The 13,200-nt window shown below is 62.8% G+C and carries 12 protein-coding genes and 4 pseudogenes; 9 read left to right on the forward strand and 7 right to left on the reverse strand.

Features of this window, described 5'->3' with window-relative positions; translation table 11 throughout:
- Positions 1–298: 298 nt before the first annotated feature.
- A pseudogene (locus tag GQ57_RS18415) lies at positions 299–1,123 on the forward strand (PDR/VanB family oxidoreductase); the annotation flags it as partial.
- A gap of 137 nt (positions 1,124–1,260) precedes the next feature.
- Here the strand turns inward: GQ57_RS18415 and GQ57_RS18420 are convergent.
- Positions 1,261–2,442 (reverse strand): porin, encoded by a 1,182-nt coding sequence (locus tag GQ57_RS18420; RefSeq protein WP_034198641.1) that lies wholly within the window; start codon positions 2,440–2,442, stop codon positions 1,261–1,263.
- 450 nt (positions 2,443–2,892) lie between these two features.
- On the reverse strand, positions 2,893–3,207 hold the full coding sequence (locus GQ57_RS43770) for a hypothetical protein (protein WP_235215086.1): 315 nt from the start codon (positions 3,205–3,207) through the stop codon (positions 2,893–2,895).
- Positions 3,208–3,712: 505 nt separating this feature from the next.
- On the opposite strand from GQ57_RS43770, the gene GQ57_RS18430 reads away from it, so the two are divergent.
- The gene (locus GQ57_RS18430; RefSeq protein ID WP_034198642.1) at positions 3,713–5,005 is read left to right on the forward strand and encodes an acetyl-CoA hydrolase/transferase family protein; all 1,293 of its coding nucleotides are present in this window, start codon (positions 3,713–3,715) and stop codon (positions 5,003–5,005) included.
- Between the two features lie 44 nt (positions 5,006–5,049).
- Positions 5,050–5,625: pseudogene (locus GQ57_RS18435) on the forward strand (CoA transferase); the annotation flags it as partial.
- A gap of 318 nt (positions 5,626–5,943) precedes the next feature.
- Here the strand turns inward: GQ57_RS18435 and GQ57_RS18440 are convergent.
- Positions 5,944–7,140 carry an FAD-dependent monooxygenase gene (locus tag GQ57_RS18440; protein WP_034198683.1) on the reverse strand — a complete coding sequence of 399 codons (1,197 nt, stop codon included), beginning with the start codon at positions 7,138–7,140 and terminating at the stop codon, positions 5,944–5,946.
- 45 nt (positions 7,141–7,185) lie between these two features.
- On the opposite strand from GQ57_RS18440, the gene GQ57_RS18445 reads away from it, so the two are divergent.
- Positions 7,186–7,842, forward strand: a complete 657-nt coding sequence (locus tag GQ57_RS18445) for a PadR family transcriptional regulator (protein WP_081894835.1) — start codon at positions 7,186–7,188, stop codon at positions 7,840–7,842.
- Positions 7,843–7,912: 70 nt separating this feature from the next.
- On the opposite strand, the pseudogene GQ57_RS43780 reads toward GQ57_RS18445, so the two are convergent.
- From GQ57_RS43780 to GQ57_RS18455, 4 genes and pseudogenes are all read right to left on the reverse strand, one after another.
- Positions 7,913–8,266, reverse strand: a pseudogene (locus GQ57_RS43780) (IS6 family transposase); the annotation flags it as partial.
- A 10-nt stretch (positions 8,267–8,276) separates the two neighbouring features.
- Positions 8,277–8,506: pseudogene (locus GQ57_RS39625) on the reverse strand (hypothetical protein); the annotation flags it as partial.
- Positions 8,507–9,028 carry a hypothetical protein gene (locus GQ57_RS18450; protein WP_160257531.1) on the reverse strand — a complete coding sequence of 174 codons (522 nt, stop codon included), beginning with the start codon at positions 9,026–9,028 and terminating at the stop codon, positions 8,507–8,509. It lies immediately after the preceding pseudogene.
- Between the two features lie 178 nt (positions 9,029–9,206).
- Complete coding sequence (locus GQ57_RS18455) at positions 9,207–9,656, reverse strand: ester cyclase (protein WP_034198644.1); 450 nt, start codon at positions 9,654–9,656, stop codon at positions 9,207–9,209.
- Positions 9,657–9,958: 302 nt separating this feature from the next.
- Between GQ57_RS18455 and GQ57_RS38215 the strand changes: the two genes are divergently transcribed.
- From GQ57_RS38215 to alkB, 5 genes are all read left to right on the forward strand, one after another.
- Positions 9,959–10,438: an adenylyltransferase/cytidyltransferase family protein gene (locus tag GQ57_RS38215; RefSeq protein ID WP_152603293.1), complete on the forward strand. Its 480-nt coding sequence runs from the start codon at positions 9,959–9,961 to the stop codon at positions 10,436–10,438.
- A gap of 90 nt (positions 10,439–10,528) precedes the next feature.
- The gene (locus GQ57_RS38220; RefSeq protein WP_052001372.1) at positions 10,529–11,104 is read left to right on the forward strand and encodes a hypothetical protein; all 576 of its coding nucleotides are present in this window, start codon (positions 10,529–10,531) and stop codon (positions 11,102–11,104) included.
- A gap of 89 nt (positions 11,105–11,193) precedes the next feature.
- A complete protein-coding gene (locus GQ57_RS18470; RefSeq protein WP_034198645.1) occupies positions 11,194–11,751 on the forward strand; it encodes a methylated-DNA--[protein]-cysteine S-methyltransferase in 558 nt (185 codons plus the stop codon).
- Positions 11,752–11,956: 205 nt separating this feature from the next.
- On the forward strand, positions 11,957–12,031 hold the full coding sequence (locus GQ57_RS43785) for a 2OG-Fe(II) oxygenase (RefSeq protein WP_235215090.1): 75 nt from the start codon (positions 11,957–11,959) through the stop codon (positions 12,029–12,031).
- Between the two features lie 14 nt (positions 12,032–12,045).
- Complete coding sequence (gene alkB / locus GQ57_RS18475) at positions 12,046–12,696, forward strand: DNA oxidative demethylase AlkB (RefSeq protein WP_235215087.1); 651 nt, start codon at positions 12,046–12,048, stop codon at positions 12,694–12,696.
- Positions 12,697–13,200: the final 504 nt, after the last annotated feature.

Genomic DNA, 13,200 nt, shown 5'->3' on the forward strand with positions numbered 1-13,200 from the left:
ATTCGCGTCCTCGCAAGGACTCGCTTCGACGCGCGTCGGGAAGACTGTGCGAGCACGGATACGGCCGAGGTAGCGCATGGCGGCACGTCGTACAGCGACACGAAGTTCGCCCCAGCACACGTCGTGCATCGGTTGGCGTGGCTGGCTGCATGAGACTGCAGGTCGTCGCTCGATCGGCGAGGCGTGCTGTCAGGTTCAAATGGTAGGAACCGAATCCACCATCGACAAGTGCCGCCCGGCTACTACACATGTAAGCCTGGCTTGACAATGCACCGACTGGCTTATCCTCCTGGAAGGTGATGCCCTGACGCGCCAGTATTCGCTGTGCAACGCACCTGACGAAAATCATCGCTACAGGATTGCCGTCCTGCGCGACCCGAAATCGCGCGGCGGATCGGCCGGCATGCACGATCGCGTGAACGCCGGCGACACGCTGACGATCGGCACGCCGAGGAATCACTTCGCACTCGCGCACGACGCGACGCGCAGCCTGCTTCTGGCAGGCGGCATCGGCGTGACGCCGATTCTCTGCATGGCGGAGCGGCTGGCGCGCATCGATGCGCCGTTCGACATGCACTACTGCACGCGCTCACGCTCGCGCACGGCCTTTCTCGATCACATCGCACACGCGCCCTATGCCGGCCGCGTGCAGGTTCATTTCGACGACGAAGGCGAAAACCAGCGCTTCGATATCGCGGCACGGCTCGCTGTTCCCGAGCCCGGTACGCATCTGTACGTATGTGGCCCGAAGGGGTTCATGGACGCGGTGCTGACCACCGCGCGCGCGAGCGGGTGGCCGGAAGTGCAACTGCATTACGAGTTATTCGCGGCAGACGCGCGGCAGACGGATCAGGACGGCCGGTTCGAAGTCGAGATCGCCAGCTCGGGCAGGGTGATCGTCGTCGAGAAGAACGAATCGGTCGTGCGGGCACTGGCGAAGGCCGGCATCGCGATCGAGACGTCGTGCGAGCAGGGCGTATGCGGCACGTGCGCGACCCGGGTGCTCGCGGGAGAGCCCGAGCATTTCGATTTCTGCCTGACGCCCGACGAACGCGCGGCGAACGACCAGTTCCTGCCGTGCTGTTCGCGCTCGAAATCCGCGCGGCTGGTTCTGGATCTGTAACGAGCGTGCGTCGACGGCCGGTTCCGGCTCGTCGCAGCAGAGGCAAAATGCAGTGCACCGCACGAACCCGCCGGAAGTCAGCGGCGGATTCGTGCGGCGCGGTACATCGGCGCGACGACCGGAATCGCCGCGATGCGTCAGAACTTGTGTCGCATCGCGATGCGAAGCGCGACCTGATGATTCGACGTCGACGGCGTCAACTGGTTGATCGACGCGACCGCGCTGCGGCCGGTCGAATCGGTTCCGCTTGCACGCTGATACGTGCCGACGAAGTAGACGTCCGTGCGCTTCGACAGAAAGTAGTCGGCGCCGACCGACGCCTGGTTGTAGTGGGCGCCCCCGGTCGCATCGGCGCCGCTGTTCTTCGTATAGACATAGTTCGCGCCGACGATCAACGCCGGTGTGATCTGGTACTTCACGTTCAGCTCCGCGTTGTTGAATGTCGCGGTGCCGCTGATCCCGCCGGCGGGCACGGGGCCCGACGTGGTATCGCCGAGATGACGGTACTGCGTATTCGAATACGTCGCGCCCAACGTCAGCGAACCGATCGTATAGGCCGCGCCCGTGCCGATCACCTGCAGCGTCTGCGCCGACGCATACCCCGAAATCACGGGCGACGCGCCGAAGTTCGAGCCGGGCACTTCGTTGACCGTCGCGGCGACGGTTCCGCCCGATCCGTAGAACGACGTGTTCGGGTTCCGGACGTTGAGGTAGCCCGCGCCCAGCGAAAGCGGGCCGTTCGCGTAGCTGGCGCCGGCCGACCAGATCTGGTTGCGTCCGGTGCGGCCGGGCACGCCGCCCAGCGAATAAAGCGCGGTCGCGGTCACCCCGTGAAATACCGGGCTGGTGTACTTGATCGCGTTGTTGACACGGTTGGTATTGTTGAAGTTGTCGTTGTCGGACGGATGGGCGGCGAGGTAGCCGCCCCACTGATCGCCCGCCTCTAGCAGGCCGACCGAGTCGACGACGGAATCGTATTGACGCCCGAGCGTGACGACGCCGTACGGGCCGGACAGCCCGACATAGACCTGCCGGCCGAATTCGAGACCGCCCTGGCCGAGCTTGCCGGTATTGACGTCGAAGCCGTTTTCCATCACGGCGACCGCACCGTAGCCGCCGCCGATATCCTCCTTCACGCGCAAGCCCCAGCGGCTGCCGTTCAGCACGCCGCTCGCGAGGCTGTAGAGGGGATGGCCCGATGCGTTGCTGACGTAGTTGACGCCTTCGTCGAGGATCCCGTACAACTGCACGCTGCTCTGCGCATGTGCCGCACCGCAGACGCATCCTGCCGCCGCGCAAAGCGCGATCGTCTTTCTCATTGAAAGTCTCCAAGTTTCTTCTGAATTTACGTGTCGTGACGTCGCAATCAGTGGTCGATTGAATGATTTGGATGACTAATTTATGGAGGGCAATGGATGTCATTCTCCAACGCCCCGTTCGATCGTCTCATCCGAAACTTCAACGTCCCGCCGCAGCAACGTTCGGTGATTAGATGCGTGGCCGATATCACCGTCAATCGAGCGGGCGATCCGATTCCGTGCAGTGAAACTGGTGTGGCGCGAGGTCCTTCGATCCGCGTAGAGACCCTTAAGGGTAAAGCCGCGGCGTGCGGGCGCGATCGCATTCTGTCGCGATCGTGCTGCGTTGCGGGTGACAGGTCGTCGACGATGTGGGGGAGGTCGATCGCCGGCGGCGATCGTAGTCGCAGGCGGATGCATGCACCCGATCGATCATGGGGGTGCGATCAGGCAGGATGAACGAAACCGCCGCTACTTCACGAGGCGAATCCTTCGTCCGGATTCGGTGGATGCAGACGGCGTATCGATGCACGCGGTGCCGCCGCCCTCGACGTTTTCCTTTGCGATCCGCATCGCCTGATCGAACTGCGTGCCGGTGGCGACGTGACGATGATCGACGCTGACCAGCCATCCGCGTCCGCTGTGGCACCAGCGTATCCGCCGTTCGTCGAGCAACGCGGCGAACCATCGCCACAGCGCGGCGTCTTCCGCATTGGCGCTCTCGCGTGCCGCGGCGCGTTCGACCATCATGCTCGATAAGTAGTTCTCGGTTCGTCGCTTCTGCATTGTCTGAGCCTCGCAACGAGCCAGGCTGGCCCGTCGATTCCGGCATCGCATCGAACCGGACGCCGACGAGGCCGCCATTGACCACGCGTTCGACCGGAACCCGACCGTGCCGTAGCATCAACAGTGTCGGTCCGGTTATCGCGGCGTCAATAGCGCCCGCCCGATGATTCCGTACTTCGGAAGTCGCATCGGGAATGTGGAATCGGTCCTGCCGGACAGGTCATGCGTCGCGGACGAAAAGGCCCGATGCCGGCGTTCCGACGTACGGAACAACCGCCGGCCGCGGATTGACGGGCCCATGGTGCGCCTCACAGGATGAATGCCGATGACCGTCGCATCGTCCTGCGACCGGGCCCGGTTCCGGAAATCACGCCCCTCCGGAGCTCCCGTCGATGCGCCGCCGCCGCAAGCGCGACGCACCGCAACCTCAATCCGTCACGACGACGAACCCGGACGACTCGAACGATGCCGGAGCATGCGACGTGACCTTCGACCTTGTCCATTCATGAACCACGCAGAACCCGCGATTCCGGGCGGTTCGACCGATGCCCGCCAGGGCGGCGACTGTTCCGCACTCTCCACGCTCGTTCGTCCCGGCAATACGGTGATGTGGGGGCAGTCGCACGCCGAGCCGGTGACGCTGATGCGCGCGCTGGTCGCCCAGCGGCACGACCTGAAACGGATTCGCCTCTTTCTCGGCATCGGCCTCGCCGACGTGCTCGCCCCCGAACACGCCGACGCATTCGATTTCCTCGCCTATTGCGGCAGCGGCGCGAACCGCAAGCTTGCGCGCGCGAACGTGCTCGACATTCTCCCCGCGCACTATTCGCAACTGCCGGAGCTGATCCGCAGCGGCGCGTTGCGGATCGACGTCGTGATGCTGCAGGTCTCGCCGCCGGACGAGCAAGGCCGCCACAGCCTCGGGCTCGCGCGCGAGTACCTGGTCGAAGCGGTGAAGCATGCACGGGCGATCGTCGCGGAAGTGCATCCCGACGTGCCGTGGACCTATGGCGGGCCTTACTTGCGCGCCGCCGACATCGATTTGCTGGTGCCGTCGGACGCGTCGTTCCCGGACGCCGCGCCGACGACACCCGGGCCGGTGGAACAGGCGATCGGGCGGCACGTCGCGTCGCTCGTGGAAGACGGCGCGACGCTGCAGACGGGTATCGGCGCGATTCCGGATGCGGTGATGGCCGCGCTCCACGGCAAGCGCGACCTGGGCGTGCACACCGGCAGTATCGGCGACGGCATCGCGACACTGTGCGAAGCCGGCATCGTGACGAACGCGCGCAAGACGATCGACGCGGGCGTCACCGTCGGCGGGGTCATCATCGGCTCCGCGCACGTGCGCCGTTTCGCGCATCGCAATCCCGCGCTCGAGCTGCGCGGCACCGAATACACGCATAACCCGCACGTGCTGCGCCGCATCGATCGCTTCGTCGCGATCAATTCGGCGGTGGAGGTGGACCTGACCGGCCAGGTCAATGCCGAGGTCGCCGCCGGCACGTACGTCGGCGCGATCGGCGGCGTGGCCGATTTCCTGCGCGCGGCGCAGGCCAGCCGAGGCGGTGTGCCGGTCGTTGCATTGCCGGCCACGGCGGGCGCGCACAGCCGTATCGTGAGCCGGCTGGCAGGCCCCGTCACCGTGCCGCGCAGCGATGCGTGCGTGATCGTCACCGAATACGGGATCGCCGATTTGCGCGGCCTGTCGCTTGCGCAGCGCATTCCGAAGATGATTTCCATTGCCCATCCCGATCATCGCGAGCAGATGGAGCGCGACGCCCACGCGCTCGGCTGAGCGGGACCGCGCGGCACGCCACCACATGCGCGGCGCGCCATTTCCTCGGGCCGGACGCGTGTCTCGCGATCAACCCGGCGCTCGTCTACGGCCGGATGACCGGCTGGGGGCAGGACGGCCCGCTCGCGCAGGCGCCGGGCCACGACATCAACTACATCTCGCTGAGCGGCGTGCTGCATTCGGTCGGCGCGGCTGGCGGCCCGCCGGTGATCCCGCTCAACCTGGCCGGCGACTTCGGCGGCGGCTCGCTGTATCTCGCGCTCGGCGTGGTGTCGGCGCTGCTCGAAAGCCGGCGCTCGGGGCAGGGGCAGGTCGTGGACGCCGCGATGGTCGACGGATCGGCGTCGCTGATGACGCTCTTCTACGGCATGTTTGCGAGCGGGTACTGGAATCACGCGCGTGGCAGCAATCGCCTCGACTCCGGCGCGCCCTGGTACAACGTGTACGAGACGAAGGACGGCCGCTGGGTCAGCGTCGGATCGAACGAGGCGCGCTTCTGGCGCAATACGCTGGCCTTGCTCGGCCTGCCCGAGCGCGACATGCCGGATCAGCACGACCGCACGCGATGGCCCGAGGTCCACGCGAAATTCGCCGCGATATTCCGCACGCACACGCGCGACCCCGGGAACCGTGCTGGTGCAGGGGGCGGGCGGGATGCTGGCCGCGCACGTAGATCACGCCGTCGATCGCGCTGCTGCCGCCGAGGCCCTTGCCGCGCGGCCAGGACACGGTCCGGCCGCCGAGCGTCGGCGCGGGCTCGGTATCGAACGCCCAGTTGAACCGCTTGTCCATGAACCGCTTCCCGGTGCCGGCGGGCATGCGTGCATTCGACGCTCCGCCGGTATCAGCCGTGGTCGATGCCGGCACGACGTCCAGCGACGATCGCCCCGAAACCGCGATCGCGCGGCACATCGCTGCCGAGGGCGCAGACGGGACGCCTATAGCGCAGCGGCATCCCAGTCGATCCGGTAGGCGTGGACGGAACCCAGCATCTTCATCGGATTGAAGACCGTCTTCAGCGCGATGGGCATGACGACGTGCATGATCGCCTTGCCCAGCGGCCCCAGCGCCTTTCGGGTATTGGTGCGTGCCGCGGCCGCCGAGATTGCTTCGACGCGCTCGCGCCGCAACTGCTCGTAACGCGCAAACGCCAGCGAAGGCGTCGGGATGTCGCGCAGGCAACGCGCGAGCTGAATCGCGCTTTCGATAGCCAGCGATGCGCCCTGGCCCGAACTCGACGACGGCGCGTGCACCGCGTCGCCAACCAGCACCATCCTGCCGCTGTGCCAGCGAGGGACGGGCGGCATCAGCTCGCTCGCGATCGGCGCGAACAGCTGGGCCGGGGCGGTGTGCCGCAGCAGCGTTTGCGCCGGATAATCGTCGCGGTAAAGTTCGCGCAGTTGTGCGAGCCACTGCGTCGACGGTATCTCGCGGATCGCCTCCATCGATGCGGGCGTCGCATGCGGCAGATTGCCGAACCAGCAGATACCGCGATCCGGATCCGCCCAGTAGCCGAGAAAGGCGTGCCTGCCGAACACGAAGGTCATCGTACCGGATGGAATGCGCAGCGTATCGAGCGGCGCCAGCGCCCCGAAACCCAGGGTTCCCGCATAGCGTGGCGCAGGCGCGCCGGGATCGATCAGGCCGCGCACGGTGGAACGAATGCCGTCCGCGCCGATCAGGATGTCGCCGCTCGCATGACTGCCGTCCGCGAACGACACGTGTACGCCGTCCGCCGCCTCGCTCGCACTCACGAGCCGCTTGCCGTGCACGATCGGGATCCCGGCGGCCACCACTGCGTCGCGCAGCACCCGGTACAGATCGGAGCGATACACGACGCGACCCGGCTGCATGCCTTCCAGCCCGTCGAACCGCGTCAGCACCTTGCCGCGGGCATCGGCCATTGCCATATGCGCGATCGGCTGGCTCACCGCACGGAGTGCCGCATCCACGCCGACGATCTTCAGTGCCTCGAGCCCATTGGGCGACACCATCAGGCCCGCGCCGATACCGTCCGCGGATGCGGCGTACGACTCGTAGAGGGTCGATCGGATGCCGGCCCTGGCCAGTGCCAGGGCCACGACGGGGCCTGCAATGCCGCTACCGGCGATCAACGCGTGCCGTACCTTGTTCATCGGGATCACCTCATGATCATATTATGACTAAAGTATAGTCAAACTATGAATATGAAGGCAAGCCACGACCCTACTCGACATCAGGATCCGCAATTGAAACCCCGCTCAAGGCAACCTTCTCCGCTTGCGATGGTGATACTCGGCTTTGTGCTGGAGGCCCCGTCGCACGCGTACCGGATGCACGAACTCATCCGGCAGCGCGGCAAGGACAACGTGGTGAACGTCGCACAACGCAACAGCGTCTACCAGACCCTTTCACAGTTGAAGGCTGCCGAACTCATCTGCGTTCGCGAAACCGCGCAGATGGAAGGGCGGCCGGAACGCGTGGTCTACGAGATCACGCCGCTGGGCAGGAAGACGTTCTACGCATGGCTGGAAGCGATGCTCGGCGAACCTCGACGCGAGTTCAACGAATTCCCTGCCGCGCTCGCCACGATCATGGCGCTGACTCCCAAGGTCGCGCATGCGCGGCTGCAGCAACGTCGCGACACGCTGAAGCAGCAACTGGCCGAGGCGGCATCGACATGTCGGCAATGGCAGGACAAGGGCTTGCCGCGTCTCGTGATGCTGGACGACGAATACAAGCAGGTGCTGCTGCAAGCAGAAATCACATGGCTGGACGGTGTGATCTCGGAACTCGCGTCGGGCGCGCTGGACTGGAACGAGAAATGGCTGCGCGAACTCGCGGCGCAGTTTGGGTAAGGTCTTCGGAGGAGGGTGTTGCCAGCTTGGTGGAAGATGACTGGGTGAGATGGAAACCGAATCGGTATCCTTATCCAAGTGCGAGCTTGGCAGTAACGATCACGGTCCAACGATGCCACGCTGCAGGGCGCGCCTTGGGTGGGTGAGATGGGACTGCGCCGTCATGCAACGGCGGGACAATGCAAAGCGTTGACGGATCGGGACGAAGCCGGATGGAAATACCTGCGTGCGAAGCGGATGCGAAATCCGTTCATGGTGCGCTCACGGCGCGCGTAGGTTGGCGACTGTTCTTGGCACGGTTATTCACCCGTGCAGCCGCCTTCACGAACAGGCGCTAGAAGCCCGCCAGTTCTACCATGTCTGCCTTCGCAGTAGGGTAACTGCGCAGTTGGTCGGTGGCGATTTTCCGGGGCACGGGATTCGATCCGCGGCGCTTTTCCGTCCCGCAGCAACTGCGATGGGGTATGGAAGCCCATCGGCTGGCTGTTGAGCCGCGCCGTCAGAAACACGGCCAGCTCGTGCCGGCGCACCAATCGTTCGCATGGACGAGCAAGAAAAAGCTGGCAGCATGGCTTTCCGGGAAGCGGTACTCGCCGAAGCCATCGATTTGCTCGCTGATCGATTCAGCGAACACGCGATCGTAGTCGCGCTCGAGCATGCCACTCTATGCGGAGCCACGAGGGTCGACCGCCAAAGAGTTTGAGAGGTTGAGGCATGCTCTCAATGCGCCGTAAAGTTGCATGGCGATATAGGCGGGGAGCAGATCGGTGCGTTGCGTGCCGTCCATATGGGTGCATCTGATTTCGCACGCGTCACCGCGGTCAAGAACCACAAAGGATTTCACGCAATGTTTCTCGAGACCAATGCGATAGTCCCGCTCCGTCAGTATCGGCCGCTCACCCCGCATCGTGTGAATCGGATGTCGAGCCGGCAGCCCCGTGCCGAAAGAGGTATCTTCAGAAACGCGCTCTAGATCGGAACCGTAGTAATGGACCGCGCTGTAATGCTCGACGCAATGGTACAGCGCCCGCAGTTGCTTCGCATCCCACTGAGACAAACGAAACGTGCCGTTGTACATCGATAACTTGATGCACACGCTCTCGGCAGGGCCAGTTCCACTGAAGGCAGCCGTGAAACTACTCACAAGATTTGGCTCATCGCTCGCCTTGCGTTTTATGAGGGTCATCATGTGCTCCTGACCAATTTATGGTTCGTGGCTGACCGCGAGAAATTCCCTGGGGATTTAGCGGTGGAATCCGTTTGACCTCAGCACCATGGGTCGAAAGAAAAGCGGATCGGCCAAGGCCGATCCGTGCTCACGTCATTGCATAAATGGGCGAGCCGTTACACCCGGGTTCGTTCGCTCATGCCTTCCTGATCAGCTCGAGTTGAGTCAGCGCCGTCACGCCATCGTCCAGACCGAGTTCTTCAACGATCAGACCGTCCTTCAGACGAAGAACCGTCGTGCCGGTGAAGTGCATACGGCGCCCCGTTGCAGCGGGCAGTCCGCCGATCAGGAAGTCGTCGAATGCCGGGCCCGTATGCGTGCCTCCACCTTCCCACTGACCGACGACGTAGTCGCCTTCGGCGATCAGGTCGGTCACACCCCAGAAGTTGAGATCCGGGAAAGCAGCGCGGAAGTCGGTCATGAATGCCTTGATGTCGTCACGGCCGCGGCGCGCCTCGTGCAGCGAATACTTCAGCAGCATGTCCGGCGCTGCAATCTGGTCAACGATGCCGAGATCGCACTTCTCACCCCAGAAGTTCGTGAACCAGCGGCCGACGATTTCCTTGTTGTCCTGCTCCTTCGACATGTTCGACTCCTTTCTACTCTCGGTTGACGGGGAAGCGGAACTGCTCCGCCCGAACCGAACAATATCGATAGGGGCGGCCCGCTTCTATCCGTTTCTTGCGGGACAATTCACATCGCGCGCTCCCATATCTCGGACAACATATTCATCGAATTTACGGAGCAAGAAACGGAGCGAATATCCGGTTCAGCGCACTTATCCTGTGACTCATCGACGTGACCAATCACGAGCGCACGGGAAGGATCGACGTTGCGATCGCTGATCCGCAGTCGAGACCCACCACCTGGACACGGACGAACGCAATCATGAGACTGGTTGGATATCTGTCTGACACGTTCGATTTATTTCATGTCGGTCATTTGAATATTCTTCGCTACGCGAAAGAGCATTGTGACTATCTCGTTGTCGGCGTCGCTACGGACGAGCTCATTCACAAGACCTCGGGCATGCATCCTGTCATCCCGTTCAATGAGCGGCTTGAAATCGTTCGCAGTGTGCGCTCGGTCGACTCGGCGATCGCGGATGCAACAGGCGATTGGATTGATGCATGGGGCGTATTGCAGTTCGATTGCCTGTTCGATCGGGCGGCCAACGTCGTCTCGTCCGCTGAAAAGCTCGGTGCCGGAATCGCAATCCCCGATGTCGAGGTGGTTCACCTCAAGCCACTCCCGACCACCTCCAGCGCGTCGCTTCGCGACACACTGGAAAGTATCAATCGTCTGGCGCGCGACGTCTGCTTCGACGTGGATCCGGCATCTCTCGCGATCCGACGCGCGCTGCAATAGCACCGACCGAGTCGGCGCTCTCTCAAGCGCGTTTGAGGTGGCAACTGAGGTCATGCATCGACCAGCCGAGAAACGTCTTGTTGATTTCCAATGTACACGTACACCCGAGCACCTTCGCTTGTCGCTACCACCACGCAGTCTGCGGACATCATGCTGGGCGCGCTGCATGATGCAGCACGGACAACTATTTCTGCGGACGAAATCCGGCTCGATCGGCTCGTCTTTTCGTTGCTCGATATGGACGACGCCGAGGCAAAGCAGATCGAGGCACTGACTGGCGAACCGGGTGGCTCGCCCCTGAGAGAGCCTCGCCGATTTCATGAAACGCTGACTCTCGCGATCCGGGAACTCCGGCTCACATGGTTTTTCTGCCAATCCGATCAAGGTCCGTATCACCGGGCCATTTGTCCGAGCGCATATGACGAACGACGCGGTGAACACCATCCCGCGGAAATGGCGGAATGGCGCGCCCGTTTTCGTGCGCACGCTCCCGAACGACAGATGGTCGTGGCGACGATCATCTGGCTCTACCGATCGGGGCCCGACTCAATCTGGCTTCGCCGCGTTCCGTGCAACTGGCGCGCAATCGACGCATTGCGGTACATGGGCGATGCCGGCTGCCTCTCCATATGGATTCGACTGATCACAAGGTATCCGGGCTGGTAATCGATCGAGTTTCACCGCAAGGAACGGAGTGTGGTCGCGGGAACCGATGTCTAAACTGCAGACATTCTTTAATGAATGGGAGGTCAATCATGAAGAACCGTCCGTCCACGGCTTTCAAATACAACTTCCGGGCGCCGGGCAGCGATATCGAAGGCCCGATTCGCTTTGCCATCGGCAAGACCGTGCGAGAAATGATTCTGGTCGGGAAAAGCCCGCAGGGGATCTGCGCGATCTTCCTCGATGACTCGGAAGACGCGCTGCGCAGGCAACTCGAGGCCGAATTTCCGAAGGTGAAACTGGAAGCGGATCAGATCGGGCTGCATCGCGAGTTGCGCCAGGTGATCGCGTTCATTGACAAGGATATCGCCGAGGGAGTGATTGACCTCGACATCGGCGGCACGCCGTTCCAGCAACAGGTATGGCAAGCACTGTGCGGCATCCCGGCAGGGCAAACACGCAGTTACGGCGATGTTGCGCGGGATCTGGGCGTCCCGGAGGCGGTGCGTGCGGTAGCCAGCGCCTGCGCGGCCAACGTGCTGGCGATTGCGATACCGTGCCATCGTGTCGTTCGTCGCGATGGCGCGTTGTCCGGCTATCGTTGGGGTGTCGATCGCAAACGCGCGTTGCTCGCGGAGGAGCGCGAGTAATGCGCGCGAGCGCCGGCACACCGCACGCCTATCCACCGCTATCCGATACAGGCGTCGATTTCGAGGGCGGAGCATTCACGATGATCGAGAACTCGTCGCGCGGGCAGCGGGTCGATGTGGTTGCATTGGGGTAAGGGGACGGCGTGGCGTTCACGGTGCATCAGCGACCGGCGCTGGCTCTCGAAACCAGGCGCGCAAAGTTGCGATGCGTCATGGTGTGGACGTGATCCGGCGTGGCAAACGTCACCCGCTCGGACTGATTTTTCATGATTCGCGGTAGATCTACGTTATCGGATGAACATGCTGCCCAATTTGTTGCTCCCGCTTTCAGACGAGCGGGAAGTCCTCGGCCAGGAGGCCTTCGTTCTTCGAGGATTTGCGCTGAGCGAGACCAGCGAGTTGCTTGACGCGATTTCAAGAATCGACGCTCGTGCTCCGTTCCGTAACATGGTGACACCAGGTGGTTTCACGATGTCCGTGGCACTCACCAATTGTGGCGCCCTGGGATGGACAACGGATCGAAGCGGCTATCGCTACACCACGTTTGACCCTGATTCCGGCGAGCAATGGCCGGCGATGCCAGGCGTCTTTTCCGATCTGGCAACCCACTCTGCAGCCGCTTGCGGCTTTCCCGACTTCAGGCCCGACGCATGCCTGATCAATCGCTACCTTCCGGGGGCGCGGCTCTCGTTACACCAGGATCGGAACGAGCGTGATTTTGATGCACCGATCATGTCCGTCTCGCTTGGCATGTCTGCAACGTTTCTGTTTGGAGGCAATACGCGGACGGACAAGGCGGAACGCATTCCGCTACATCACGGAGACGTGGTCGTCTGGGGCGGCGTCGACAGGATGCGGTTTCACGGGGTCTCTCCCATGAAAGATGCGCCGCACCCGGTATTGGGAAGCCAGCGCATCAATTTCACATTCAGAAAGGCGGGGTGACCGATTCAGCGTCACCGCAAAACGAGTAGCGCGATCAATTGACAGCGAAAAGCAAGATGACAGCCAAAAATCCTGGAAGCATGAATCTGAGCGCAAGAGTCGGAGTGTTGCGATCGCGACGACACAGTACAGTAGAGCCAATGAATCGCGGTTCGAAAGGGGCATGGCTCGCCAGTTGTGGCTGAGAGCGTCGAGTCCGAGTGTTCCGAGACTCGTCTCTGAACCGGATTGCCGATATGTCACCGCGATGCCCCAGTCAGCAGGAACACCGAGCCACCCATGTCCATAAGCCAGCGCCCACCACCTCGTTTCCTGCCATCGGATTACGAAGAGGCAATGTCGGATTCGCGACGCCAGGTTGAACTGTATTGCCAGGATCTCGTTGACGCTGGTGTTGCAAGATGGCGAACGAATGACGCCGGGGACACCGAGTTGTGGATGGAAAGCGGCGAGAGATATCTCTTTGGTGAGCATGGCGTCACCCGACGCAACTGACGTTCGGGC

It is taken from the genome of Burkholderia sp. MSh2 (assembly GCF_000731655.1).
Taxonomy (GTDB): Bacteria; Pseudomonadota; Gammaproteobacteria; order Burkholderiales; family Burkholderiaceae; genus Burkholderia; species Burkholderia paludis.

Bases quoted from the DNA above. Each gene is read 5' to 3' on its own strand.
- GQ57_RS43770 (WP_235215086.1), bottom strand. From the start codon at position 3,207: ATGCAGAAGCGACGAACCGAGAACTACTTATCGAGCATGATGGTCGAA.
- GQ57_RS18470 (WP_034198645.1), top strand. From the start codon at position 11,194: ATGAAGAACCGTCCGTCCACGGCTTTCAAATACAACTTCCGGGCGCCG.
- GQ57_RS18445 (WP_081894835.1), top strand. From the start codon at position 7,186: ATGAATATGAAGGCAAGCCACGACCCTACTCGACATCAGGATCCGCAA.
- GQ57_RS38215 (WP_152603293.1), top strand. From the start codon at position 9,959: ATGAGACTGGTTGGATATCTGTCTGACACGTTCGATTTATTTCATGTC.
- GQ57_RS38220 (WP_052001372.1), top strand. From the start codon at position 10,529: ATGTACACGTACACCCGAGCACCTTCGCTTGTCGCTACCACCACGCAG.
- GQ57_RS18440 (WP_034198683.1), bottom strand. From the start codon at position 7,140: ATGAACAAGGTACGGCACGCGTTGATCGCCGGTAGCGGCATTGCAGGC.
- GQ57_RS18450 (WP_160257531.1), bottom strand. From the start codon at position 9,028: ATGACCCTCATAAAACGCAAGGCGAGCGATGAGCCAAATCTTGTGAGT.
- alkB (WP_235215087.1), top strand. From the start codon at position 12,046: ATGAACATGCTGCCCAATTTGTTGCTCCCGCTTTCAGACGAGCGGGAA.
- GQ57_RS18430 (WP_034198642.1), top strand. From the start codon at position 3,713: ATGAACCACGCAGAACCCGCGATTCCGGGCGGTTCGACCGATGCCCGC.
- GQ57_RS18455 (WP_034198644.1), bottom strand. From the start codon at position 9,656: ATGTCGAAGGAGCAGGACAACAAGGAAATCGTCGGCCGCTGGTTCACG.
- GQ57_RS18420 (WP_034198641.1), bottom strand. From the start codon at position 2,442: ATGAGAAAGACGATCGCGCTTTGCGCGGCGGCAGGATGCGTCTGCGGT.